This is a genomic window from Halopseudomonas formosensis (genome assembly GCF_900115905.1).
GTDB lineage: Bacteria > Pseudomonadota > Gammaproteobacteria > Pseudomonadales > Pseudomonadaceae > Halopseudomonas > Halopseudomonas formosensis.
In genome coordinates this window covers 500,852-526,506 of record NZ_FOYD01000001.1, presented here as the reverse complement: position 1 = coordinate 526,506, position 25,655 = coordinate 500,852, and the positions used below count along the sequence as shown (strand labels likewise).

Annotated in this window: 20 protein-coding genes and 1 riboswitch; of the genes, 10 read left to right on the top strand and 10 right to left on the bottom strand. The window is 64.5% G+C overall.

Going from position 1 to position 25,655, the window contains the following annotated elements; translation table 11 throughout:
- Window positions 1-92: 92 nt before the first annotated feature.
- The 3 genes from BM046_RS02460 to thiC all read right to left on the bottom strand — a co-directional run bounded on the left by BM046_RS02460 (window position 93) and on the right by thiC (window position 3,343).
- Window positions 93-545 carry a DUF1249 domain-containing protein gene (locus tag BM046_RS02460; protein WP_407046211.1) on the bottom strand — a complete coding sequence of 151 codons (453 nt, stop codon included), beginning with the start codon at window positions 543-545 and terminating at the stop codon, window positions 93-95.
- Complete coding sequence (locus tag BM046_RS02455) at window positions 542-1,159, bottom strand: NUDIX domain-containing protein (protein WP_090536603.1); 618 nt, start codon at window positions 1,157-1,159, stop codon at window positions 542-544. The genes BM046_RS02460 and BM046_RS02455 overlap by 4 nt, the downstream gene beginning before the upstream one ends.
- 300 nt (window positions 1,160-1,459) lie before the next feature.
- Window positions 1,460-3,343 carry a phosphomethylpyrimidine synthase ThiC gene (gene thiC / locus BM046_RS02450; RefSeq protein WP_090536888.1) on the bottom strand — a complete coding sequence of 628 codons (1,884 nt, stop codon included), beginning with the start codon at window positions 3,341-3,343 and terminating at the stop codon, window positions 1,460-1,462.
- 79 nt (window positions 3,344-3,422) lie between these two features.
- Window positions 3,423-3,523, bottom strand: a riboswitch (TPP riboswitch).
- Window positions 3,524-3,659: 136 nt separating this feature from the next.
- Here thiC and BM046_RS02445 point away from each other — a divergent pair.
- Window positions 3,660-5,132, top strand: coding sequence for a TolC family outer membrane protein (locus BM046_RS02445; protein WP_090536601.1), 1,473 nt, complete (start codon window positions 3,660-3,662; stop codon window positions 5,130-5,132).
- Between the two features lie 3 nt (window positions 5,133-5,135).
- Here BM046_RS02445 and waaA read toward each other — a convergent pair whose 3' ends face one another.
- Entirely contained in the window at window positions 5,136-6,392 is a 1,257-nt protein-coding gene (waaA, locus tag BM046_RS02440; protein ID WP_090536599.1) for a lipid IV(A) 3-deoxy-D-manno-octulosonic acid transferase, read from the bottom strand.
- Between the two features lie 134 nt (window positions 6,393-6,526).
- On the opposite strand from waaA, the gene BM046_RS02435 reads away from it, so the two are divergent.
- From BM046_RS02435 to BM046_RS02420, 4 genes are all read left to right on the top strand, one after another.
- On the top strand, window positions 6,527-7,693 hold the full coding sequence (locus tag BM046_RS02435) for an NAD(P)/FAD-dependent oxidoreductase (RefSeq protein WP_090536887.1): 1,167 nt from the start codon (window positions 6,527-6,529) through the stop codon (window positions 7,691-7,693).
- Complete coding sequence (locus tag BM046_RS02430) at window positions 7,693-8,508, top strand: aldo/keto reductase (RefSeq protein ID WP_090536597.1); 816 nt, start codon at window positions 7,693-7,695, stop codon at window positions 8,506-8,508. The genes BM046_RS02435 and BM046_RS02430 overlap by 1 nt, the downstream gene beginning before the upstream one ends.
- Before the next feature lie 53 nt (window positions 8,509-8,561).
- Window positions 8,562-9,428, top strand: a complete 867-nt coding sequence (locus tag BM046_RS02425; protein WP_090536596.1) for a hypothetical protein — start codon at window positions 8,562-8,564, stop codon at window positions 9,426-9,428.
- 111 nt (window positions 9,429-9,539) lie between these two features.
- Window positions 9,540-11,036 carry an acetyl-CoA hydrolase/transferase family protein gene (locus tag BM046_RS02420; protein ID WP_090536594.1) on the top strand — a complete coding sequence of 499 codons (1,497 nt, stop codon included), beginning with the start codon at window positions 9,540-9,542 and terminating at the stop codon, window positions 11,034-11,036.
- A gap of 46 nt (window positions 11,037-11,082) precedes the next feature.
- On the opposite strand, the gene BM046_RS02415 is transcribed toward BM046_RS02420, so the two are convergent.
- Window positions 11,083-13,263: a sulfatase-like hydrolase/transferase gene (locus BM046_RS02415; RefSeq protein WP_090536592.1), complete on the bottom strand. Its 2,181-nt coding sequence runs from the start codon at window positions 13,261-13,263 to the stop codon at window positions 11,083-11,085.
- Between the two features lie 339 nt (window positions 13,264-13,602).
- Here BM046_RS02415 and BM046_RS16200 point away from each other — a divergent pair, with 339 nt between their 5' ends.
- The gene (locus tag BM046_RS16200; protein ID WP_177197766.1) at window positions 13,603-13,770 is read left to right on the top strand and encodes a hypothetical protein; all 168 of its coding nucleotides are present in this window, start codon (window positions 13,603-13,605) and stop codon (window positions 13,768-13,770) included.
- 70 nt (window positions 13,771-13,840) lie between these two features.
- Here BM046_RS16200 and BM046_RS02410 read toward each other — a convergent pair whose 3' ends face one another.
- The 3 genes from BM046_RS02410 to mpl all read right to left on the bottom strand — a co-directional run bounded on the left by BM046_RS02410 (window position 13,841) and on the right by mpl (window position 17,846).
- Window positions 13,841-15,706 carry a carboxylesterase/lipase family protein gene (locus BM046_RS02410; RefSeq protein ID WP_090536590.1) on the bottom strand — a complete coding sequence of 622 codons (1,866 nt, stop codon included), beginning with the start codon at window positions 15,704-15,706 and terminating at the stop codon, window positions 13,841-13,843.
- A 177-nt stretch (window positions 15,707-15,883) separates the two neighbouring features.
- On the bottom strand, window positions 15,884-16,492 hold the full coding sequence (locus BM046_RS02405; protein WP_090536589.1) for a flavin prenyltransferase UbiX: 609 nt from the start codon (window positions 16,490-16,492) through the stop codon (window positions 15,884-15,886).
- On the bottom strand, window positions 16,485-17,846 hold the full coding sequence (mpl, locus tag BM046_RS02400; RefSeq protein ID WP_090536587.1) for a UDP-N-acetylmuramate:L-alanyl-gamma-D-glutamyl-meso-diaminopimelate ligase: 1,362 nt from the start codon (window positions 17,844-17,846) through the stop codon (window positions 16,485-16,487). Before mpl ends, BM046_RS02405 begins: the two co-directional genes overlap by 8 nt.
- Window positions 17,847-18,073: 227 nt before the next feature.
- On the opposite strand from mpl, the gene BM046_RS02395 reads away from it, so the two are divergent.
- From BM046_RS02395 to BM046_RS02385, 3 genes are all read left to right on the top strand, one after another.
- The gene (locus BM046_RS02395) at window positions 18,074-19,333 is read left to right on the top strand and encodes a 6-phosphofructokinase (RefSeq protein WP_090536585.1); all 1,260 of its coding nucleotides are present in this window, start codon (window positions 18,074-18,076) and stop codon (window positions 19,331-19,333) included.
- A gap of 246 nt (window positions 19,334-19,579) precedes the next feature.
- Window positions 19,580-20,107 (top strand): inorganic diphosphatase, encoded by a 528-nt coding sequence (gene ppa / locus BM046_RS02390; RefSeq protein WP_090536584.1) that lies wholly within the window; start codon window positions 19,580-19,582, stop codon window positions 20,105-20,107.
- Window positions 20,108-20,208: 101 nt separating this feature from the next.
- The gene (locus tag BM046_RS02385; RefSeq protein ID WP_407920429.1) at window positions 20,209-21,570 is read left to right on the top strand and encodes an MFS transporter; all 1,362 of its coding nucleotides are present in this window, start codon (window positions 20,209-20,211) and stop codon (window positions 21,568-21,570) included.
- 36 nt (window positions 21,571-21,606) lie between these two features.
- Here BM046_RS02385 and BM046_RS02380 read toward each other — a convergent pair whose 3' ends face one another.
- On the bottom strand, window positions 21,607-22,146 hold the full coding sequence (locus BM046_RS02380) for a peroxiredoxin (protein ID WP_090536580.1): 540 nt from the start codon (window positions 22,144-22,146) through the stop codon (window positions 21,607-21,609).
- Window positions 22,147-22,260: 114 nt separating this feature from the next.
- Complete coding sequence (locus BM046_RS02375) at window positions 22,261-23,025, bottom strand: enoyl-CoA hydratase (RefSeq protein WP_090536579.1); 765 nt, start codon at window positions 23,023-23,025, stop codon at window positions 22,261-22,263.
- A gap of 627 nt (window positions 23,026-23,652) precedes the next feature.
- Here BM046_RS02375 and BM046_RS02370 point away from each other — a divergent pair.
- Window positions 23,653-25,650: a carboxylesterase/lipase family protein gene (locus tag BM046_RS02370; protein WP_177197765.1), complete on the top strand. Its 1,998-nt coding sequence runs from the start codon at window positions 23,653-23,655 to the stop codon at window positions 25,648-25,650.
- Window positions 25,651-25,655: the final 5 nt, after the last annotated feature.

The following is a 25,655-nucleotide window of genomic DNA, read 5'->3' as shown; positions in this document are numbered from 1 at the left end:
CGCCATGATGGCAACAGACGCCCCGACAATCCAGTGACTGGCTCACAACTCCGAACAGAAAATGCCTCTGCGGGCCCGCGCCGTGCATCCGCTCAGCGCCCCAGGGGCAGCGGCCGGTCGCTCAGGCCGTGGCGCTGGCAATAGCCCAGCCATTCACCGAGAAAGCGGTTGAGCTGGTATTTCTCGTCCGGCTGCAGCATCTGCTCGTTGGGATAGGGGTAGACGCCGCGGAAGCGCCGGCGGTTGTAGGCGGCGACCACCTCGGCCATGCCCACGTCGTGGTACAGGCGCACTTCCATGCTCGGCGGCTGCAGCCAGTCCCGGCGGCGCTCGTGCCGCAACTGCAAGGTCGTGGTATAGGGGCAGCGTTCCAGCACACGGATGACCAATTGCTGTTCCGGCCCGTCGACGCCCAGGGGAATCTGCCGTTCGCTCTGCTCGGCCATGCTCGGCATCAACTGGTGCAAGCGGACGAAGTTGGTTTCGCATACCGCCTGCAATGCCACCAGATCCACACGATAGCGGGGTTTGCGTGCGACCATCATGGTCGCGGCCCCGCCTGTTCGCGCACGTGCTGGCCGTTGAGCAGCAACCACTGCAGGGCAATGATGCTCGCCGCGTTGTCGAGACGCCCGTCGCTCAGCGCCTGCCGGGCCTCGGCCAGGCTCAGCACCTGCACGCGGATATCCTCTCCTTCCTCGGCCAGGCCATGGATGCCGCCGACGCCGCGACTGTCGACCAGGGCGCAGAACAGATGCACATGCTCATTGCTGCCCCCCGGTGACGGGAAATAGCGGGTGATGGGAATCAGCTCGCGCAGCTCCAGCCCGGCCTCCTCCTGGGCCTCCCGACGGGCCACCTCCTCGGCCGACTCGCCCTCATCGAACAATCCGGCGACCAGTTCCAGCATCCAGGGGCTGGCGCGCTTGTCCAGCGCACCGACGCGCATCTGCTCGACCAGCACCACGGCATCCTCCCAGGGATCGTAGGGCAGCACGCACACGGCGTCGCGCCGCACGAACAGCTCGCGCCGCAGTTCCGGCCCCCAGCCCCCGGCAAACAGCCGGTGACGCAGGGTCAGAACATCCACCTGGTAGAAACCGCAGAAACCCGGCTCCCGACGCAGGATCTGAACATCCTGCTGACTGAAATCACTCAATGGTCAACCCCTGAAAAGGACACCCCGTGGCGGGGATAATGGGGCTAACCTCGCATACCCGGGCGGGCTGAAGCAAGGGGTAGATCACCCCAACCGATCAGCGCGAACAGGCAGATCTCCCATATGGAATGCCGGGTTCCATCCCGGCAATCCGGGGCATGCGGCGAGCACGCCGTGTCGAGATGCAACTCGCCACTCCGGGAGGGACGCGCACCCGCCCGTCCGCGGGGGTACTGGAGAACGCTGCGTCGGATACCCATCCGCTCATCGAGCTGGTGCTCGACGTTCCCAGGGAGCCAGTCAGACCTTCTGGTACAGCTGCGAACCGCTCTGACGGAATTCGGTGGACTTGGCCTGCATCCCCTCCTCCAGCGCCAGGTCCACCGCCTCGATACGCTGGGCGGCGGCGTAGTCGCGGACCTCCTGGGTGATCTTCATCGAGCAGAACTTGGGGCCACACATGGAGCAGAAGTGCGCGACCTTGGCCGACTCCTTGGGCAGCGTCTCATCATGGAAGGCCCGGGCGGTATCCGGATCCAGACCCAGATTGAACTGGTCCTCCCAGCGGAACTCGAAACGCGCCTTGGACAGTGCGTCATCGCGGATCTGCGCCCCCGGATGCCCCTTGGCCAGATCCGCCGCGTGAGCGGCAATCTTGTAGGTGATGATGCCGGTCTTCACATCATCGCGGTTGGGCAGACCCAGGTGTTCCTTGGGAGTGACGTAGCAGAGCATGGCGCAGCCGAACCAGCCGATCATGGCAGCGCCTATGCCGCTGGTGATATGGTCATAGCCGGGCGCGATGTCAGTGGTCAGCGGCCCCAGGGTATAGAAAGGCGCCTCGTCACAGCACTCCAGCTGCTTGTCCATGTTCTCCTTGATCAGCTGCATCGGCACATGGCCGGGGCCTTCGATCATGGTCTGCACATCGTGCTTCCAGGCCAGTTTGGTCAGCTCGCCGAGGGTCTCCAGCTCGCCGAACTGGGCCGCATCGTTGGCATCGGCGATGGAACCCGGGCGCAGACCGTCCCCCAGGGAGAAGGACACGTCGTAGGCCTTCATGATCTCGCAGATGTCCTCGAAATGCGTATAGAGGAAGTTTTCCTTATGGTGTGCCAGACACCACTTGGCCATGATGGATCCGCCACGGGAAACGATACCCGTGACCCGGCTGGCGGTCAGCGGCACGTAGCGCAGCAGCACACCGGCATGGATGGTGAAATAGTCCACGCCCTGCTCGGCCTGCTCGATCAGGGTATCGCGGAAGATCTCCCAGTTCAGATCCTCGGCTACTCCACCGACCTTTTCCAGCGCCTGGTAGATGGGCACAGTACCTATCGGCACCGGCGAGTTGCGGATGATCCACTCCCGGGTCTCGTGGATATTCCTGCCGGTGGACAGGTCCATGATGGTGTCGGCGCCCCAGCGGGTGGCCCAGGTCATCTTCTCCACCTCCTCCTCGATGGAGGAACCCAGCGCCGAGTTGCCGATATTGCCGTTGATCTTCACCAGGAAGTTGCGGCCGATGATCATCGGCTCCAGCTCCGGGTGATTGATGTTGGCCGGCAGAATGGCACGCCCCCGGGCGATCTCCTCGCGGACGAACTCGGGCGTGATCTCGCGCGGGATAGCGGCGCCGAAACTGTGCCCGGGATGCTGGTTCTGCAGCAGCCCTGCTTCCCGGGCCTCGGCCAGCTTCATGTTCTCGCGGATGGCGACGAACTCCATCTCCGGCGTGATGATGCCGCGACGCGCGTAGTGCATCTGGGTCACGTTGTGGCCGGCTCTGGCCCGGCGCGGCGTGCGCACATGGGCAAAGCGCATGGCATCCAGCGAAGTGTCGGCCAGCCGTGCGCGGCCGAACTCGGAGCTCAGCCCGGGCAGTATCTCGGTATCGCCCCGCTCCTCGATCCAGGCGCTGCGCACATCGGGCAGGCCTGACCGGAGGTCTATCCGGGCTGCTGGATCGGTGTAAGGGCCCGAGGTGTCGTACACCAGCACCGGGGGATTGGCTTCCACGCCCCGATCGGTACGGGTATCGGCCAGACTGATCTCGCGCATGGGCACGCGGATATCCGGGCGCGAGCCCGTCACGTAGACCTTGCGGGAGTTGGGCAGGGGTTGAGTGGCAGCGCCATCGGCGCCGGAAGTGGCGATGGCGGTATCAGGCAGACGACTGGTCATCATTTGTTGTGCTCCGCTGTAGGGGACGTACAGGGAACCGAAGCGGCACGGACGGCCGCCCGCAAGGGCGCCGTCGGCAAGGAGTGCGCATCTCGATTCCTACGCCGGTGCTAACCGGTTCAGGTTCAACGGGTGTAATCTCAGCCGGCACTCGCGTACCAGGCACCCCGTCAAGATGAAGGTGCAGCATAGAGCTTCCGGCGCCCGCGGACAAGTCATCGACTTGCGGTCCGCGCTGCGCTTGCCCTTGACCGCCAGCCCGGGGCTCTTTAGCCTTGACTGCTTGACTTGACTCCCCCGTGCGAAGGATCAGTACATGTTCCGTCCTATCTATCTCGCTGTTGTACTGGCCGGTGCATCCGGGTCGGCCCTGGCTCAATCCGACCTGATGACCATCTATCAGGAAGCGCTGCTCAACAGTGCCGATCTGGCTGCAGCAGAAGCCGACGCCCTGGCACGCCAGGAAATCCTGCCCCAGGCCAAGGCACAGCTGCTGCCGAACATAGGCCTGGGTGCCGGGGTCGCCCGTGAGCGGGTGGATGTCGAAGGTGCCGGCTCGGACAGCTATTCAACCCATTACTACCAGGCCAGCCTGACCCAGCCGCTGTTCCGTGCCGACCGCTGGTTCAACTACCAGGCCGCCAAGTCCCAGTCGGAACAGGCTCGGGTCGAATTTTCCGCCACCCAGCAGCAGCTGATACTGGACGTGGCCCAGGCCTACTTCAACGTGCTGCGCGCCTCGGACAACCTGGCTACGGCCAAGGCCGAGGAAGCCGCCTTCGAGCGCCAGCTGGAGCAGGCCCGCGAGCGCTTCGAGGTGGGTCTGGCGGCACGCACCGACGTGCTCGAGGCCCAGGCCGGCTACGATGCCGCCCGCGCCACGCGCATTACCGCCACCACCAATCTGGACGTCAGTTACCAGGCCCTCACCCGCCTGACCAACCGCGACCATCCGGAACTGCTGGGCATGAGCCATGAGCTGCCGATCCTCGCTCCGGTCCCCGGTGACATGCAGCAGTGGGTGGACACCGCCGCCGCTCAGAACCTCTCGCTGCAGGCCTACCGCCTGGCCATCGACAGTGCCTCGGAGAGCCTGCGCAGCAGCCGTGCCGGCTATGCCCCGGCGGTGGATGCGTTCATTCGCTACAGTGACAACCACGGCGGTGCCCGCCTGGGCGGCATGCCCGGCCAGATTGCCGGCGACACCGAGCTGACCCAGTTCGGTGTGGAGATGACCCTGCCGCTATTCACCGGCGGCGCCACCACCTCGCGGGTGCGTGAGTCAACCTACCGCCTGAGCCAGGCCGAACAGGCCCGTGAAGCCGAACTGCGTCGCGTGGTGGAGCGCACCCGCAACCTGTTCCGCACCGTGACCTCCAGCGTCGAGGAAGTGGAAGCCCGCCGCCAGTCGATCGTCTCCTCCAAGGCGGCACTGGATGCCACCCAGACCGGCTATGAGGTAGGTACCCGCAACGTGGTGGATGTGCTGGACGCCCAGCGCAATCTGTACCGCTCGGTGCGCGACTACAACAATGCGCGCTACAACTACATCATCGACAATCTCAGCCTCAAGCAGGCCGCCGGCACGCTGAGTCCCCAGGATCTCGAGGACCTGTCAGCCTGGCTGAAAGCCGATTACAACCCGGACCGGGATTTCATTCCGCCGTTCACCGAAGAGGAACAGCGTCAGCTCAACCTGAATGACCGCCCCCGCGCGCCGGCACGTATCCAGCGCAACGAGTGGAGCGATCAGCAGGAGCTGCAGGAGCGCATGCGCACCTCGTTCTGAGGATCAGAGCAACCGGGTGATGCCCTGCAGCAGCTGCTCCAGGGCGCCCTGGTTGGCCTCCACCACCTTCCGGCCCGCCTCACCTGCCCGCTCCCGGGCAACCTCGTCATCCAGCCAGGCCTGCACCTGCGCCACCATCGCTGCGGCATCCGCCACCTCGACCAGCGCCCCGGCCTGCTCCAGCAGCTGGCTGATCTCGGCAAAATTGAACCGGTGCGGACCGGACAGTACCGGCAGACCCAGGGCCGCCGGCTCGAGATAATTGTGTCCGCCCCCGGGGATAAGCGACCCGCCGACGAAGGCCAGGTCGGCGCAGGCATAGAACTGCATCAGCTCGCCCATGCTGTCGCCGAGAAACACCTGATCGGCCTCCCCCGGCTGCGCACCACTGCTGCGCCGCACCAGAGACAGGCCGCTCTGCTGCACCAGCCGCGCCACCCCATCGAAGCGTTCCGGATGCCTCGGCACCAGGATCAGCAGCGCCCGGGGATGGCGCTCCAGCAGTTGCCGGTGCGCCTGCAGCACCGGCTCGTCTTCGCCGGCATGGGTACTGGCGGCGATCCACACCGGGCGCTGCCCCCAACCGGCGCGCCATTGCGCGGCGGCCTCGATTACCGCAGGAGACGGCTTGAGATCGAACTTGATGCTGCCGGTCACCGTCATCGCCGTGTCGCGCACCCCCAGGGCAGCAAAGCGCTGGGCCTCGGCGGCGCTTTGCACGGCCACCCAGTCCAGCGCCGCGAACATGGGGCGCACCAGCGGCAAAACGCGCCGGTAGCCGCGGGCCGAACGCTCGGAGAGCCGTGCATTGGCCAGCACCACGGGCACGCCGGCCCGGCGACACTCGGCGACCAGATTCGGCCACAGTTCGGTTTCCATGATGATCGCCACCCGGGGGGCCAGGCGCCGGATCAGACGGCGCTGCAGCCAGGGCAGATCATAGGGCAGGTAGGCGTGCCCGACCCGGTCGCCGAACAGCTTGCGGATCTGCTCCGATCCGGTGGGGGTCATGCAGGTCATGGTCACCGGCAGCTCGGGGTGTCGGGCGAGCAGCTCGCGGACCATAGGCGCGGCGGCAATGGACTCGCCGACGGAGACCGCATGCACCCAGATGCCGCCGGCACGCAGATCCCCGCCCAGGGCAAAGCGCTCGGCCCAGCGCCGGGCATAGGCCGGTGCGCGCCAGGCGCGGTACAGCAATCGCAGCAGGATCAACGGCAGGCACAGCAGGAAAATCAGACTGTAGAAAAAACGGGGCATGCACTTCTCCAGATCAGGGCCGCGCATAGAGTAGCAGAACCGGCTGTCTCGGGCCGGAGCCGGAGATCGAAGTGACCTTCCAGGCGGCCCGCGGCTATACTACAGACCCTTTCCTCGGTCAGTTCTGGGAGCCCATGAGCACACCCCTGCATGTTGATATCTGTATTCTCGGTGGCGGCATCGCCGGACTCTGGCTCAATGCGCGGCTGCGCCAGCAGGGCTTCAGCACCCTGCTGATCGAGCCTGCCGCCCTCGGTGGCGGCCAGAGCACCAAGTCGCAGGGCATCATCCATGGCGGCACCAAGTACGCGCTGCACGGCAAGCTGACCACGGCAGCCGAGGCCATCGCCGGCATGCCCGCCCGCTGGCGCGCCTGTCTGGATGGCAGCGGCGAGCTGGACCTGCGCCAGGTGCGGGTACTGTCACAGCATCACTACCTGTGGTCACCGGGCAATCTGATCAGCAATCTGGCCGGGTTCTTCGCCAGCAAGGCGCTGCGTGGCCGGGTCGACAGCATCAAGGGCCGTGATCTGCCCGCGGTCTTCACCGACCCCGCATTCAGGGGCAAGGTCTACCGCCTGGGCGAGCTGGTGCTGGATGTGCCTGATGTGGTCCGCCGCCTGGCACAGCTGGGCGAGGGCACCCTGGTACAGGGCCAGCCGCAGCTCGACGGTGGCGATGAGGGTATCCGCAGCCTGCAGGTCGGCGGCCGACAGGTGCTCGCCCGGCGCTACGTGCTGGCCGCCGGTGAGGGCAACGAGGCCCTGTTGAACATGGCCGGGCTGCGTCAGCCGGCGATGCAGCGACGCCCGCTGCAGATGGTGCTGGTCAAGGGGCCCGGGCTGCCGCAGCTGTTCGCCCACTGTCTGGGCAACAGTCCGAAGCCGCGCCTGACCGTTACCACCCACCCCTGCGCCGATGGCCAGTGGTGCTGGTACCTGGGCGGGGATCTGGCGGAACAGGGCACCGACATGCCCGCCGACCGCCTGATCGAGCGGGCTCGCGCCGAACTGGCCGAGCTGCTGCCCTGGGTCGACCTGAGCGACTGCCAGTGGAGGACGCTGCCGGTCACCCGCGCCGAACCGGCGCAGAGCGGCCTGGTGCGCCCGGACAATGCCCACGTGCAGCCGGTCGGCAATACCCTGGTCTGCTGGCCCACCAAACTGGCGCTGGCCCCTGACCTGAGTGACAGGGTCATGGCCGAGCTGCAACGCCAGCAGATCCACCCACAGCAGGCGCAACCGGAGCCGGCAATGCCGACGCCCCCGGTCGCCACTCCGGTATGGGATACCCTGTTCTGATGACTCTGGCACATCTGCACCGCCCGCTGGGCAATACCGGCCTGCAGGTTTCACCCCTGGGGCTGGGCACCGTCAAGATCGGCCGCAACCAGGGGGTCAAGTATCCCAGCGGCTTCGAGCTGCCGGACGACCGGCAGGTCCGCGACCTGCTGGCGCTGGCCAGGGAGCTGGGCATCAACCTGCTGGATACGGCCCCGGCCTACGGTACCAGCGAAGAACGCCTCGGCCCGCTGTTGCAGGGCCAGCGTCAGGACTGGGTGCTGTGCACCAAGGTTGGCGAGGAGTTCGTCGACGGTCAGTCCCGGTTCGATTTCAGCGCCGCCCATACCCGTTTCTCGGTCCAGCGTTCGCTGCAACGCCTGCACACAGACTATCTGGATCTGGTGCTGGTGCACTCCAGTGGCGACGACCTGACAGTGCTGGAAGATGAGGTCTATCCTGCACTACAACAGTTGAAACAGGAGGGTCTGATCCGCGCCTTCGGCTTCTCCGGCAAGACAGTGGCCGGTGGCGTTCAGGCCCTGCGCGACGGCGACTGCGCCATGGTCACCTGGAACCTGCGCGAGCAGGCCGAGCGTCCGGTTCTGGATTACGCTGCGGACCACGGCAAGGGCATCCTGGTGAAAAAGGCGCTGGCCAGCGGGCACATCTGCCTGGAAGGTGAGGACCCGCTCACCGCCGGCTTCGAGCTGGTATTCAGCCACCCGGCGGTCAGCAGCGCCATCATAGGCACCATCAACCCGCTGCATTTGCGGCAGAACGTGACAACAGTAGCCGGCATTCTCGAACGCCGGACCGCCGGTACTGCGGACTGACCCCTTGCGGGCCACTGCGCAGCTGTACCGGCGGCAACCCCAACGGAGGCAGCATGAGCAGAGTCATAGCCCGCAGAAGTCCCATCGCCTTCAAGACTCAGGCGCTGCATGTTCAGGCCGGACCTGAACTGCTGCGCTATACCCCGGTGGGCAATCCGCTGAGCTTCGACGACATGCTCGCCCTGCGCCAGCCGGTGCAGGTGGATGACCCCGAGTGCTTCGAACTGACGGTGGCCAATCTGGGGGTGTCCGCCGATATCCTGTTCACCTGGCAGCAGCGCGATTTCCGATTGCTGGTCCGCCAGCGTCGACCGGACCGGGGCGATGAGGTGCTCAAGCTGCTGTCGGGCTACGTTCCCGCCCACGAGCTGCGTCTGCCGCTGCTGACCCTGATGACCGAGCTGGCCGAGGAACTGCTGCTGGAAACCCGCCATGGCTGGCTCAATGGTCGCTATCAGGAAGTCTGGCTGCCGACCCCCTACGCCGAGAACCTGCCCCCTGATCCGAACCGCTGGTACAGCCTGTCGCCATACCAGAGCGCCACTCGGGCGGTCATCTGCCGGGAACTGAACCTGCTGGAGCGCCCGAGGGCCTATGTGCACCTGCCCACCAACTCTCTGCAGCTGGTCTACCAGATGCGTCTGACCGCCCCGCCCTGTCCGGATCTGAGCGCCCTGCACGCCGACGAGAGCCTGGACCAGCACAGTGGCGAACTCATCGCCCGGCTTGACCCCAAGCAGCCCGATCTCTATCTGGCTGAACTGATCGACGGCACCGCCAGCGGCCGCCTGTTCACCCTGGAACGGGGCGAACTTGTCGAACAGCAACCCGAGCACCTGCTGCTCAGCGAGGCCTTCGCCCCCCAGCAGGGCTGGGTGATCGATTCCTCCCACTGCAGCTGGCCCGACGGCCTGCGCTGAGCCTGCGAGCAGGCATGACCCGGGGGTCGCTGTTAGACCATGGTCCAGTGCCCAACGCTGCGCAGGCGCCTCTAGACTGCCCGGGTTCCAAATCAATCTGGTGTCAGTCCCATGTACAGAAATCGTATTCGCATGCCGGCGCTGCATGACAAGGTCATGAGCGCGGCACAGGCAGCACTGTTGATCGAAGATGGCATGACCGTCGGCATGAGCGGGTTCACCCGTGCCGGGGAAGCCAAGGCGGTCCCCCTGGCGCTGGTCGACCGGGCCCGGGAGCAGCCGCTGAAGATCGACCTGCTGACCGGTGCCAGCCTGGGCAACGACCTGGACCGCCAGATGACCGAAGCCGGCGTACTGGCACGGCGCATGCCCTTTCAGGTGGATGCGACCCTGCGCCGGGCGATCAACCAGGGTGAGGTCATGTTCATCGACCAGCACCTGTCCGATACCGTGGAGCAGATGCGCAATCACCAGCTCAAGCTGCCGGACATCGCCATCATCGAAGCCGTGGCCATCACCGAGGAAGGCCATATTGTCCCGACCACCTCGGTAGGCAACTCAGCCAGTTTCGCCATCTTCGCCAAACAGGTGGTGGTGGAAATCAACCTGGCCCACAACCCGGATCTGGAAGGGCTGCACGATATCTATATCCCGACCTACCGTCCGACCCGCACACCCATCCCCCTGGTCAGTTCGGAACAGCGCATCGGCAGCACCGCGATTCCGCTGGACCCGGCCAAGATCGCCGCGATCGTGATTACCGATCAGCCCGACTCCCATTCCACGGTCACCCCGCCGGATGAGGAAACCCAGGCCATTGCCGACCACCTGATCGCCTTCTTCGAACGCGAGGTCACGGCAGGCCGCCTGCCGAACAACCTGGGTCCGCTGCAGGCCGGCATCGGCAATATTGCCAATGCGGTTCTATGCGGCCTGATCAACTCCCCCTTCGAGGATCTGGTGATGTACTCGGAGGTGCTGCAGGACTGCACCTTCGAACTCATCGATGCCGGCAAGATGAAGTTCGCCTCGGGCTGCTCCATCACCCTGTCCGGCCGCTGCAACGAGCGGGTGTTCGGCAATCTGGACAGGTACCGGGACAAACTGGTGCTGCGCCCGCAGGAGATGTCCAACCATCCGGAGCTGGTGCGCCGGCTGGGCATCATCGGCATCAATACCGCGCTGGAGTTCGACATCTACGGTAACGTCAACTCCACCCACGTCTGCGGTACCCGCATGATGAACGGCATCGGCGGCTCGGGGGACTTCGCCCGCAACGCCAATCTGGCGATCTTCGTCACCAAATCCATTGCCAAGGGCGGCGCCATCTCCAGCGTGGTGCCCATGGTCAGCCATGTTGACCATACCGAGCATGATGTGGACATCCTGGTGACCGAGCACGGACTGGCCGACCTGCGCGGCCTGGCCCCGCGGGAACGGGCGCGGGTGATCATCGACAACTGTGCCGATCCGCAATACCGGGAAGCGCTGAGTGATTATTTCGAGCGGGCCTGTGCCCGGGGCGGGCACACACCGCATCTGTTGCGCGAAGCGGTGGAGTGGCACCTGAACCTGGAAGAGTTCGGCCACATGCTGGCTGCCGGCTGAACAGCGCTGGCGCCCCGGGCGGGGCGCCAGCTGTGGTACCGCGATACTACTGCGGGCAGGCGCCCAGATTGGCCTGGATGATCGCCAGGTCCTGGGCGTCGGTCAGGCCGTCATGGTTGAAGTCATAGAGGCTGGAACCACCCCACTGCGAAGCGAGCCGGCTGTGGTTGTCGATATCTTCCTGATCCACCACCCCGTCGCCGTTACCGTCACCCGGACAGGCCTTCTGTGATGCCAGCAGCAGCTCGAGCTGGTATTCCAGTTCGGCCAGACGCTGCTCCTCGGCGGGCGAGAGCCGGGGCTCGGGGTTGAGCAGATCATCCCCTTCTCCGTCCAGGGCCGGCTGGGGTACGGCCTGATCGACGCGGTAGAACTCCCGGGTCTTGACCAGCACGCCGCTGTCGGTGGCGATGTCATAGTCCATCGACTCGTTGAGCACCAGCTTGTACTCGTCATCCCGGATCGCCATGTAGACGGTCGGACCCATCTCGATGGGCTGATAGTCACTGCCCTGATCCTCGTACAGGGCCTGGTTGACCTGCCAGCAATGGTCGACTTCCCTGAGCACGCCGTTCTCGCCGACATTGGCCCCCTGCCCCCACCAGACCCCGTTGTTGTCCGCGCATACCTGGGCGGACATGGGCGTGTGGGAACAGAAGTTGCCATTGAACACGCAGGGGCCGTTCACCGCATCGTTGGCGAGGATATTCAGCCCGCCCTGGGTGAAGTTGAACTCCCGAACGCTGTCGCGATCCGGCTCGGTCAGGTAGGAATACATCTCCTCGGCATCAGTACCCTGGGGTACCGCCTGCTCCAGGTCCACCCCGGCCACGTCGGCAAAGAAGCTGAACAGATCCACGACGTTGACCATGTGCTCGACGTTGCGGCTGGGCTGCTCGACCATGGGTCCGGAGACCACCAGGGGCACCCAGACGCCGGTCTGATAGGCCGTGCCCTTGGCCCGGCCCGGGTCGAAGCCGAGCTTGACCGTGGGCCCGAAGGAGCCATTGTCCCCCACCACGACCACTACCGTATTGCTGGCGGCCGGATCGTAGATCAGGCTGCCGTCGTCCCCGCGGGAGGCGATCCCGGTTTCCACCAGCAGTCGACCCAGCTCGGTGTCCAGGGCCTCGACCATGGTGTCCATGACGTTGCGCTGGTTGAGCGGCGCCGCGGAGCTGCAGTCGGCGGTGAGGATATCAGCTGCACCGGAGGGCACCAGACTGCGGGGCGGGTGCTGCAGCGGCGTATGGGCAGAGCTGAAGCTGAGGGTCGCCATCCACGGCTGGTCAGCCGGTTGCGACTTGATCCAGTCGATGGTGGTGTCCACCTCGATGGTTGCGCGGTAGCCACGGGAGCGAGGGTCCGACAGGCTGAGTTCCTGCACGTCGTCTTCCCAGTTCACCAGCAGCCTGGAAACGTAATGAGCATTCTCCCGCTCGAAATTCACGTATGCCGGCGGAGTGGACTCGCAGTTCTGCTCCGGCACCAGTACGCCGCCCTGGGTCAGGCATTGCAGACCGGCCGAATCCCCGCCGGGCTCGCCGGTGATTTCGCTGCAGCTGGCGCCACCGTCCCCCGTCGGGATGTAACAGGCGCCGAAGTGGGCGCCACCCTGGGCCGCATGGGGCACGAAACCGCAGGCGTACTGGCCTTCCTCGCCGACGCCGCCGGCGGTGGTATCAATCGAGGCCGGCAGCCCACCCCAACCCTTGAAGTGCTCCCAGCCCAGCGCGGCCGGCGCGGCTATGCCGGCGGGGTTGTTCTCCGGCCCACCGAGGTGGAACTTGCCGAACAGGCCGCTCTCGTAACCCGCCGCAGCCAGCACCTTGGGTACCGTCATGACGTAGGGCGAGACATGTGAATTGGCCAGATCATTGGGGCCGATCGCCTGCTGAATATTGGTCCGCATCGGATACAACCCGGTCATGAAGCTGGCCCGACTGGGCGAGCACTCGGGCATTGCCCAGGCGTTGCGGAAGCGCAGACCGTTGTCGGCAAGGGCATCAATCGACGGCACCGACGGCGGCTTCATTCCGCCATAACCGAAGGACTCGAACTGGTCGATACCCACATCATCCATGATCACGAACAGGATGTTCGGCGGTTGCCCCGCCTGCGGCGGGCCGTCCGACGATGACGAGCTGCTGCTGCCACCGAACTTGCATGAAGCCAGTACCAGCGTGGCGGCCAACAGCGTGCCGGTGGTAAGTATCCTGGATTGCATGGCGTTTCCCTCTTTCCTCTTTTCAGCTGAAACGACGACCCGGCTACTGCGCCAGCGGGTCACCCTGATTGCACCGCCCCGGGATTGCAGGCGGCTGTGGACGGTAGTTGGCAAGGTGCAGCACAGACGATTCGACAGGCCGGGCAGCCCGCTCGAACGAAACCGCAGTTCGGGAAATCAGGGTTGAGGCAGGGTCGAATACGGATGAAATCGTCAGCAAGGACAGCGGGAACGGGAACCATGCCGGTGAGAGCTTGGCGCGATGCCCCAGGCGCCGGGCGCAGGGTCTGCCCGCGGGCCAAAGCAGCCCGTCCAGACCGACGGTGGTCGGGCGGATGAATGAAAACCGCCAGCCTCGGATCCGATCCCCTCATGGCGCATCAGCTCTTGTTTTTGTCTCGCACGTCACTGTGCCTGCCATCCGAACGGATGGTGCTTCATGACGGTGAGTCTAAACCAGCAAAAGCGGTGCTGAAAGAAAAATTAGAGTTTTTACTCAAAAAATGACCGACGGGTACCGGTGCCACTTCCGTGGCACCGGGTTTTGAGCAGCGCCGACCCCTGTCAGCGCGCCTGCTCAGGGTGTGGAGTAGCTGTCTCCCTGACCGAACAGGCTCTGCAATGTCGCCTTTTCCTGAGGGGAGAGTCCCGCTTCATCCATGGCTTCTGCCCAGGCCAGGCGTACTGCCGGCAAGGTCAGGGCCTCGTCGGACAGGCTGATATCGGCCGCCTCCTCGGTGGCATCGAACACGATCAGCTTGTCCTGCCCCGCCGTTGGCGTCCAGCTGCTCCAGGTGGGAAGGTCCTGGGTGAAATCGCCGTTGGGATCGCCATCCCGGGCGAAATCTGCCAGATAGCTCATCATCGCCAGCTGCAGGTCGCGCCGCCCCGCCTCGTTCTGCTCGGTGAAGGGCAGATCGAACAACCCGTTTCCGGTACCGAAGAAGAAGGATATGTCCGATGCATGGCCTGCGCCGTAGATGAAGTTGAACGGCGCCGGGCCCGATGCCGTACCCCAGCGGAAGTCGTAGGCATAGGTCTGTGGCTGGTGCTGGCTGATCAGCGCAGCGAGCTGATCGACATACTTGGCGCGCCAGGAACGGCCACCGTAATAGCCCGTCAGCTCATAGGTATCCCTGTCCTTCTGGGTCGGCAGCACCTCATCCAGGGTCTGGGTGCCTTCGAAGGCCACATCCAGCAGATCCAGCCAGCTCTTGTCCGGCGGCGAGGGCACCTGCGGCAGCAGACCCTTGACCGCTCCGCCGTACAGGGGCATGAAGGACTTCTGTTCGTACTCGTTGGCCCCGAGGATTACCGGCACGTTGTTGAACTCGCCACTGGTGAAGCGGGGAATCCACCCCCCTTCCGGAATCACGGTGCCATCCTCGATGGCGCCGTAGGCGCTCAGTGAACTGTAGTTGACCACGGCCTGATACAGATCATGCCCCTGCGCCGCACGCAGGTACTCACCCAGGGTGCCGGCGGCTTCCATCTCCTCGCGCATCTGCCTGGCCTGATCCGCCGAGATGGGTGTATCCGGGGTCTTGCGGTCTTCCAGCAGGCGAATCAGCCATTCCACATGCTGATTGGCCGAATTGCGCGCCGCTGTGGTACTGCGGGTGTTCATCGAGCCGCTCTGGGACATGGCCCGATGGAAAAGCCCTCCGCCGGCCTCGGGGGACACCAGCAGGTTCAGCACGTTGTGCCCGCCGGCGGATTCACCGGTGATGGTAACATTGTCCGGATCCCCGCCGAAGGCAGCGATATTGTCCTGCACCCACTCCAGGGCCCGGATGGTATCCAGGGTGCCGAAGTTGCCGGAATCGGACAGCGGATCGGCACCATTGGTCTGGACGGCGGGATGGAAGAACCAGCCCAGCGGCCCGAGCCGGTACTGCACCACCACCACGACCACATCGGAGTGGTTGGCCAGGGTGCTGCCGTCATATTGCTTTGCGGTGCCGAAATTGTTCGATCCGCCATGTATCCAGACGTACACCGGCAGAGCCTCGTCGGCGAAACCGGCTCGATCGGGACGGTAGATATCGACCGTCAGACAGTCCTCATCACCCACCATGGTGGAGGTACGCTGCCAGCGGGTTGTGGTTTCTGCCTGCACGCATTCGGGACCGCGTTCACGGGCATCCAGAGTACCGCTCCAATCTTCCGGCGGCTGGGGTGCGCGCCAGCGCAGCTCGCCCACGGGTGCCTGAGCATAGGGAATACCATGCCAGATCAGCGTGTCATCAGCGACACGCCCACGCACTTCGCCGTTGGCCAGAGTGACCGTGGCGCGTTCACCTCGCTCGCCGCGGTCACTGGAGCCGCCGCCTCCGCCGAGACAGCCGATAAGCAGGGCCGAACCGGCGGCCAGGGCCAGCGCAGTCACCAATGGACGGGGTCGCAAGGGGGTGGAGCAGGCATTGCTGTTACGCGTATACATCCGACTTCTCCTGACTTTTATTGTTATTCAGAGGACAGACAGCAGGACAGTCCCGACCGCACCACGGAAAAGGTGCCCGTCAGAAGGTAGATGCGAATGATCGTTCCGGTAGCCGGATAACGCAGCTGTATATCGGTACCCGGTGCCGGCTTATCGACCGCACCAGGCTGTGCAGGACTACTCGCCCCAGCGCTTGAGCAGATCCTGCTCGATACCCAGCTGATTGAGGATGCGCGCCACCACGAAATCCACCAGATCATCGATGCTCTGCGGCTGATGGTAGAAACCGGGGCTGGCCGGCAGTATCACTGCGCCCATCTGGCTGAGCCTGAGCATGTTTTCCAGATGGATGGTGGAATAGGGACTTTCCCGGGGCACCAGGATCAGCTGGCGGCGCTCCTTGAGAGCGACATCCGCAGCACGCTCGATCAGGTTGTTGCTGGCTCCGCAGGCAATCGCCGACAGGGTGCCGGTACTGCAGGGGCAGACCACCATGGCCGAGGGCGCGCCGGAGCCGGAGGCCACCGGGCTCATCCAGTCCTGCTTGCCGAACACCCGGATCTGCCCTGCCCTCGCCTGGTAATGCTCGGTGAGAAAGGCTGCCAGCGCCTGGGGTTTGGGTGGCAGTTGCAGCTCGGTCTCGGTGGCCACCACCAGTTGCGCCGCCTGGGAGATGAGAAAGAACACTTCCACATCGGCCCGCACCAGGCACTCCAGCAGGCGCAGCGCATACTGGGCTCCCGAGGCGCCGGTGACGGCAAGGGTGACGCGGCGCGGCTCAGCCATGGCGATGCTCCAGCGCCTGCTTAAGCTTCTGGTGGATACCACCGAAGCCGCCGTTGCTCATGATCACCACCCGGGTGCCCGGCTGCGCCTCGGCTGCCACCTTCTCGACGATCGCATCGATGTCGGTCATCACCTGCGCCGGTACCGGGCTGTCACGCACCACCGAATCCAGCGACCAGTCCAGTCCAGGCGGCTGGTACCAGATCACCTCGCTGGCGTGCTCGACGCTGCCCGGCAGCGCCGCCATGTGACTGCCCAGACGCATGGTGTTGGAGCGCGGCTCGATGATCGCCAGCAGCCGCTGGTCACCGATACTGGCGCGCAGCCCCGCCAGGGTGGTGGCGATGGCGGTGGGATGGTGGGCGAAATCGTCATACAGGGTGACGCCCCCGGTGTCGGCAATCTTCTCCATGCGCCGCTTGGGACTGGCAAAACCCGCCAGCGCCGCTATGCCCTGCTCCGGCGTCACGCCCACATGGCGCGCCGCCGCCAGCGCACAGAGCGCATTGGCCACACTGTGGGCGCCGGTCTGCTGCCACTCGGCGATGCCCTGCAGCTGCCCGTCCAGCCAGACCTCGAAGCGCGAGCCATCCTCGGCCAGCAGCCGCGCCTGCCAGTTGCCGCCCTCGCCGGTGGTCTGGACCGGAGTCCAGCAGCCCTTGCCGATCACCCGCTGCAACGCCGCATCCTGCCGGGGATGGATGATCAGGCCGCTGGCAGGAATGGTGCGCACCAGGTGGTGGAACTGACGCTCGATGGCGGCCAGGTCCTCGAAGATATCCGCGTGGTCGAACTCCAGATTGTTCAGGATGGCCGTGCGCGGGCGGTAGTGGACGAACTTGGAACGCTTGTCGAAGAAGGCGCTGTCGTACTCGTCCGCCTCGACGACGAAGAACGGCGTATCGCCCAGCCGGGCGGAAATGCCGAAGTTCTGCGGGATGCCGCCGATCAGGAAGCCCGGGGCCATGCCCGCATCCTCCAGCAGCCAGGCCAGCAGGCTGGAGGTGGTGGTCTTGCCGTGGGTTCCGGCCACCGCCAGCACCCAGCGATCCTGCAGTACATGATCGGCCAGCCACTGGGGACCGGAAGTATAGGGAATGCCCTTGTCCAGCACATATTCCACCGCCGGATTGCCCCGGGACATGGCGTTGCCGATGATCACCAGGTCCGGTTGCGGTTGCAGATGGGCCGGATCATAACCTTCCATCAGCTGGATGCCCTGGGCCTCGAGCTGGGTGCTCATCGGCGGGTAGACATTGGCGTCCGAACCGCTGACCTGATGCCCCAGGTCCCGCGCCAGCAGCGCCAGCGAACCCATGAAAGTACCGCAGATACCGAGAATGTGCAGATGCATCGAGCGACCCTGTAAGCAAAACCATCAGGGGCTGGATACTAGCATGGGCCGGCGCCGGTTTGGTTCTCCGACCGGCCTGCGCGCACCGCACGGCAGCCGGTCATGCAAAACGACCTGCATTCGGCTATCATGCGCGCCATTCATTTCACCTTGAGTCTGTCGACGTCATGCAACCGCATCACCGCTGCGGTTGTCTCACTGACGTCAGCCACCAACTTGGAGCCAGCATGACCGTCAAGAACGCCTTCTACGCCCAATCCGGCGGGGTTACCGCAGTAATCAACGCCTCTGCTGCCGGGGTTATCGAAACCGCTCGCCAGCATCCGGACAAGATCGGCAAGGTCTATGCTGGCCGCAACGGCATCATCGGTGCACTGACCGAGGATCTGATCGACACCAGCCTGGAATCGGCGGAGAACATTGCCGCCCTGCGCCACACACCCTCCGGCGCCTTCGGTTCCTGCCGCTACAAGCTCAAGAGCCTGGAGGCCAACCGTACCCAGTACGAGCGCCTGATCGAGGTATTCAAGGCGCACAATATCGGCTACTTCTTCTATAACGGTGGCGGCGACTCCGCTGACACCTGCCTCAAGGTATCCCAGCTGGCCGAGACCATGGGTTACCCGATCAAGGCGATCCATGTACCCAAGACCGTGGACAATGATCTGCCGATCACCGACTGCTGCCCGGGTTTCGGCTCGGTAGCCAAGTATGTGGCCACCTCCATCCGCGAGGCCGGTTACGATGTGGCCTCCATGTGCGCCACCTCGACCAAGGTGTTCATCCTCGAGGTCATGGGCCGTCACGCCGGCTGGATCACCGCCGCCTGCGGTCTGGCCAGCGAAGCCGAGGGCGAAGCGCCACACATCCTGCTGTTCCCCGAGATCGAATTTGACGAGGCTGCCTTCCTGGCCCGCGTCGACGAGTGCGTCAAGACCCACGGTTACTGCGTGATCGGCGTTTCCGAGGGCATCAAGAACAAGGAAGGCAAATTCCTCTCCGAATCCGGCCTCAAGGATGCCTTCGGCCATGCCCAGCTCGGCGGGGTTGCCCCGACCATCGCCAACCTGATTCGCGAAAAGCTCGGCTACAAGTACCACTGGGCCGTGGCCGACTACCTGCAGCGCGCAGCCCGCCACATCGCCTCTCAGGTCGATGTAGAGCAGGCCTACGCGCTGGGCAAGGCAGCAGTGGAGATCGCCCTGGAAGGCAAGAACGCCATCATGCCGGCCATCCGTCGTCTGGAAAGCAGCCCCTACCGCTGGGATATCATCGAGGCTCCCCTGAGCGAGGTGGCCAACGTCGAGAAGTTCATGCCCCGCGAGTTCATCAGCGAGGACGGCTTCCACATTACCGACGCCTGCCGCGAGTACCTGTCGCCGCTGATCCAGGGTGAGGACATCCCCCCGTTCAAGAACGGCCTGCCCGCCTACGTGCGCCTGCAGAACCTGCCGGTGGAGCGCAAGCTGCCGCCCTTCGAGGTCTGATTGAGGCCCGGGAGCACACCCCTGGGATCGTCGAGCAACAGCTCGATGAAAGGGGCTGCCCGGCAGCCCTGGGGAGGGCCGGGCAGCGCCTGTCATCCCGCGGACGAGCTGGTGCTCGTCCCTGCCGGGATGGTGCGAGGAGTTCTCGCCATGGCGCATTGGTGCTGTTATACTCCCGGCCCATATTTTTCCTGGCACCCGCAAGCAGGTGCCGACCGATTCACACTGCCCCGCATCAGGTAACCCATGAGCTACGACCAGATTCCCGCAGGCAAGGACATTCCCAACGACATCTACGTCGCCATCGAAATCCCGGCCAACCATGCGCCGATCAAGTACGAGATCGACAAGGACACCAGCACTCTGTTCGTCGATCGCTTCATGGCTACCCCGATGTTCTACCCGGCCAACTACGGCTTCATTCCGAACACCCTGGCCGATGATGGCGACCCGCTGGACGTACTGGTAGTCACCCCGCATCCGGTTGCCCCGGGCTCGGTCATCCGTTGCCGTCCGGTTGGCGTACTGCACATGACCGACGATGGCGGCGGCGATGCCAAGCTGGTTGCCGTACCCCATGACAAGCTGAGCGTTCTGTACAAGGACGTGAAGGAATACACCGACCTGCCCGACCTGCTGATCCAGCAGATCCAGCACTTCTTCGAGAACTACAAGGATCTGGAAGCCGGCAAGTGGGTCAAGATCGACCGCTGGGGCAACGCTGACGAAGCCCGTGCGGAAATTGTAAAGGCAGTAAACGCTTACCAAAAATAAGCGTTTCGCCGAATGGGAACCCGGCCACAAGCCGGGTTTTTTATGCCCGCTGCAAAAGTCCCCGACATGGCCTTACAATCCATGCCTACCCGCTCAATCACATAACGAAAACAGCCATGCAATCGACCTCCGAATCGACACCTGCCAACTCCCGCTCACGGGTGCTGTTTGCCAGCCTGGTCGGCACCACCATCGAGTTCTACGATTTCTACGTCTACGCCACCGCGGCGGTGCTGGTGTTTCCGCACCTGTTCTTTCCCCCGGGCAACGAGACCGCCGCCCTGCTGGCGTCCTTCGCCATCTTCGGTGCAGCCATGATTGCCAGACCCTTGGGTGCGGTCTTCTTCGGCCATCTGGGTGACAAGGTCGGGCGCAAGAAGACCCTGATCTACGCCCTGCTGACCATGGGCATCGCCACCTTCCTGATCGGTCTGCTGCCGACCTACCACAGCATCGGCTGGATAGCACCGCTGCTGCTGGTGCTGATGCGACTGGCCCAGGGCTTTGCCATCGGTGGCGAGTGGTCGGGTGCGGCACTGGTGGCCACGGAGAATGCTCCGGAGGGCAAGCGCGCGTTGTTCGGCACCTTCCCCCAGCTGGGAGCCCCGCTGGGCTTCATCATCGCCAACGGCCTGTTCCTGATCGTTGCCGCCCTGCTGCCCTCGGACAATCCCTCCCGTCCCTCCGAGGCCTTCCTCGACTGGGGCTGGCGGATTCCCTTCCTGTTCTCGGCGGTGATGGTGATAGTCGGCCTGTGGATCCGCCTGAACCTGGTGGAAAGTACCGCCTTCTCCAAAGCAGTCGAGACCGGCCGGGTGGTCAAGCTGCCGATGGGCGAAGTGGTACGCCGGCACTGGCGTGAGCTCATCCTCGGCACTTTCTACATGCTGGCCACCTATGTGCTCTTCTATCTGATGACTACCTTCTCCCTCAGCTATGGCCGGGCGCCGGTTGAACCCGGCCCGGGCCAGTTGCCGGGACTGGGCTACAGCTACAACGACTTCGTGCTGATGCTGATCTTCGGCGTGGTGTTCTTCGGTATCTTCACCCTGATCTCCGGCCCGCTGGCCGACCGCTGGGGCCGGCGCAAGACCCTGATCATGGTGACCCTGGGCATCATCGCATTCGCGCTGCTGTGGGTGCCGCTGCTGTCGCTGGGCTTCGTCGGCGTACTGCTGTGGCTGGCGCTGGGCTTCAGCCTGATGGGCATGACCTTCGGCCCCATGGGAGCCCTGTTGCCGGAGCTGTTCCCGACCAACGTGCGCTACACCGGCTCGGGCATCTCCTACAACGTCTCCTCGATTCTCGGCGCAGCGGTTGCGCCCTTCGTGGCGGTATGGCTGTGGCAGACGGGTAACGGCAGCCCGGTGCTGGTCGGTGTATATCTGGCAGTGATGGCCGGCATCACCCTGCTGGCCCTGATCATCGGCAAGGAAACCCGGGATCTGGATATCACTCGGTAGGAACCTGATGAAGGGGAGGAATCAAGCCCCTCCCCGCTACTCCCTGGTGTCAGCCAGACGCTCGACACCCAGCTCGCCGAGGGTGGCGGCCATATCCTCGGCCGAGGTGGCCGGCCGCACCTCGGTATCTATCCTGAGTACCCGCCCGTCCTTGCCGATATAGATGGTGTGCCGCCGGGCATAGCCCAGCGGGTGCAGTACACCGTAGGCCCGGGCGACCGACTTGTCCTCGTCACTGAGCAGGGGGAAGTCCGCGCCGGTCTCCGCGGCAAAGCCGGTGTTCTTGCTCAGCGGATCGACACTGGCCATGAAGTAGCTGACATCGTACTCGCGGATCAGATGGCCGTTCTCCGCCAGCGACTTGCACTCGATGGTGCAGCCGGAGGTATAGGCTCGGGGAAACCAGGCCAGCACCACCGCCTGCCGATCACGGTAGTCCGACAGGCGGTAGGTCTGACCGTCGGAGCCCGGCAGCTCGAAGTCCGGGGCCAGCTCTCCCACTTCAAGGGCATTGGCCGACAGGGCCAGGCACAGCAGCCCCAGCCCCGGCAGAAATCGCTTCACGGTACGCAGCATGGTCTTGCCTCCTCATCGGTACTGCCAGTGTAGGCGCTGGGGTGCGCATTGCACAGCTGCGCCCGGACTGACAGCGGCTGACACTGGATGAGGCCGCTGCCGCTCCAGCCGGGCTCAGAGCCGGCTGAAATCCGGCTGGCGTTTCTCGGCGAAAGCCTGAAACGCCTCCTTGGCCTCGGCACTGCGCAGCTGTGCCGAGAAGATGCGGCTCTCGCGCTCCATCTGCTCCAGGATCCGGTCGGTGTCGCGCATCAACTGCTTGGCCTGCGCAACCGCACCCGCGGGTCGCTGCGCCAGGCGTGCTGCCAGCCGCTGCGCCTCGGCGTGCAGCTGGTCCCGCGGCACCACCCGATTGGCCAGCCCCCAGGCCAGCGCATCACGGGCCTCTACCGGATCACCCAGAGCGAACATCTCGAAGGCACGTACGTGGCCGATGCGCAGCGGCATCAGCAGACTGGAGCTGGCCTCCGGAACCAGCGCCAGGTTGACGAAGGGCGTCATCAGCTGGGCGTCCTCGGCCAGGACCACCAGATCGCAATGCAGCAGCATGGTGGTACCGACCCCCACCGCCTTGCCCTGCACCGCCGCGACCAGCGGAGTGCGGGCGGTAACCAGATTGCGCAGGAAGCGCTCCACCTGGCGCACCGCCGGTCCCTGGTTGCGTGACTGGGCGGCAAACTCGCCCAGATCGTTGCCGGCGGAGAAGATCTCGCCCTCGGCGCGCAGCACCACGACGCGGATATCGGCGCTGGCCTCAGCCTGCTCCAGCGCATCGGCCAGGGCCCCGTACATCGCATCGGTCAGGGCGTTCTTCTTTTCCGGACGGGAAATGGTGACGGTCAGTACACCGTCATTCAGCGCTGTGGTCACTTCGCTCATCAATGGCTCCTGGAGACTGTCTGTTCCTGTTGCCGTCGAGGGTAGACATTCCGGCATGACGCCGTCCAGACGCCTGGCGCAGGATCAGTCAGCCTGTGACAGGGGCATCGGCCCGGTGAATGATCAGTCGTGCCCCAGCCACCAGAGGGCAGCCCGCCGGGCAATCTCGGCGACCGGAAGTGTGGCATCCAGGGTCAGCACTGCCGGCTGATGGCCACCACTGCATCCACTCTCTGCATCGCCCCCTCCGCCGGGCTGCTAGCCGGCAAACGCATGACCAGCCATTCCTATTATGAATCATTGGTTTCATCCCACCCGGGCGGCGCTCCGGGGTGCGATGCAATTGTTCATGGCGGACAGCTCACCGGGGGCTCTGGATTGGGAGAGACATTTTCGTGGTTTGCATCACAACTTTATGCCGCCGCGATGCCAGTGGGCTCGCCTGATGCCACTTCAGACAGCGGTCAAGGCCCGCGATATCTCGAATCTGCCCCTATACTCGGGGAGCCGGGATGGCTCGTCCGGGCATTTTCCCGCGGCGCATAACGAGGCGAAGCGGTAAAAGCGCTCACATCACCCAGGATGACAACCGGCGACTTCAACAAGAACAATAACGGAGTTACTTCAATGCACGAGATTTCCCTTTCGCGGCGCCGTCCCGCCTTGCTGACCGCTTCCATCGCCGCTCTGGCGCTGGGCCTGAGCGGCTGCTGGGGCGGCTCATCTTCCTCCAGTTCGGGCAGCAGCACCCTCACCGGCACTTTCGTCGACAGCGCCGTAGCCGGGCTGGATTACGAAGGTGAACGTACCCGGGCTGGCGTGACCGATGACCAGGGCCAGTTCAGCTATCGCCGCAATGAAACCCTGCACTTCTCCATCGGTGAGCTGGCACTGGGCTCGGCCACCGGCGCCGAGATCATTACCCCGCTGAGCATTACCGAGGGAGCCGACAGTGCAGAGGACCCCAGGGTGGTGAATCGGCTGATCCTGCTGCAGACCCTGGATGCTGACGGTGATCTGAATAACGGCATCCAGCTTACCGAGGCCATCCGCGAGGAAGTATCGCGCCACGCAGCCGACATCGACTTTGACCAGCCCAGCGCCGATTTCAGCGCCAGCCTCGCGCCCCTGCTGGCGGCACTGGAAAGCGCCGGCGCCTTCACCGACACCGACCCCAGGGCTCGGCGGGTAACCCAGGCCGAGGACGCACTGGAACACTTCCTTCGTTCCACCGGCGAACGCGTGGTGGTGGAGACCACCCACGGCGAGCTGCGCGGTTTCGCCGCTGACGCCAATACCTGGCAATTCCTGGGTATCCCCTACGCGAAGCCGCCGATCGGCGAGCTGCGCTGGCGCGCCCCCGAGGCACTGGAACCCTGGGAGGGAACCCGCGAGGCCATCGCCTGGAGCGATCAGGCCGCGCAGAATTCCGCCCTGGAGCGCTTCGGCGAGGGCGGCATGAGTGAAGACTCCCTGTATCTCAACGTGACGGCACCCAAGAACGCCGACAAGCTGCCAGTGATGGTCTGGTTCCATGGGGGTGGCTTCACTTCCCTGACCAGCAACACCCGGCCGTTCAACAACCCTGAGGCACTGGCCAGCAAGGGCGTGGTACAGGTTTCGGTGAACCATCGTCTCGGGCCGTTCGGTTATATCGCGCACCCCGATCTGAGTGCCGAGAGCGGTTACAACGGCTCCGGCAACTACGGTCAGATGGATCTGATTGCGGCTCTGGAGTGGGTGCAGGACAACATCGCCGCCTTTGGCGGGGATCCGGACAATGTCACCATCTTCGGAGAATCCGGCGGAGGTCGGAAGGTGCTGTCGCTGATGGCCTCCCCCCGTGCTGCCGGCCTGTTCCACCGGGCCATCAGCCAGAGCGGCACCCTGCATCCGGACACCCGCACCCTGGCCAGTGCCGAAGCCATAGGGGTACGCCTGCAGGAAAACCTCAATGCGGCCTCGCTTGCCGAAATGCGCGAACGCACCTGGATGGAAGTGGTGGCCGCCGCGGCGACCCTGGTGCCCTATACCAACATCGACAACCACTACCTGCCCTATGCCGAACGGGAGGCCTTCGAAAGCGCGTCACAGAACGATGTACCCTTCATGTTCCTGGTCAACACCAATGACACCGAAGAGCCGATTGCCACAGTGCTCAACGTGTTCCCCTGGATGGCTGACCACAGCACCTCGCCCCACTACGCCATGCACTTCAGCAAGCAGCCTGCCGGCTGGCGGGAGATGGGCGTGACCGCCTACCACGCTGCGGAACTGGCCTACCTGTTCAACATGCCGGAAAGCGTCATTACCCACTACCAGCTGGGCCTGGTGCTGGACCCGGCCACCGGTCGGTCGGTACAGATCGGTGATCTGAACGGCAACGGCATCACCGGTTCCCAGGGTGATACCGATGACATCTTCACCTCCGCCGGCTTTGACGAAACCGACGACCTGGTCATCGAGCGCATGATGACCATGTGGACCAATTTCGCCAAGACCGGCGATCCGAGCATTCCCGGGGAACTGGAATTCCCGCTGTACGACGCCCAGGCCCAGCGCTATGTCGAGATGGACACCGAGGCCAGCGTCAAGACCGATATTTCCAGCGTGTTCGCAGACTGACTGTC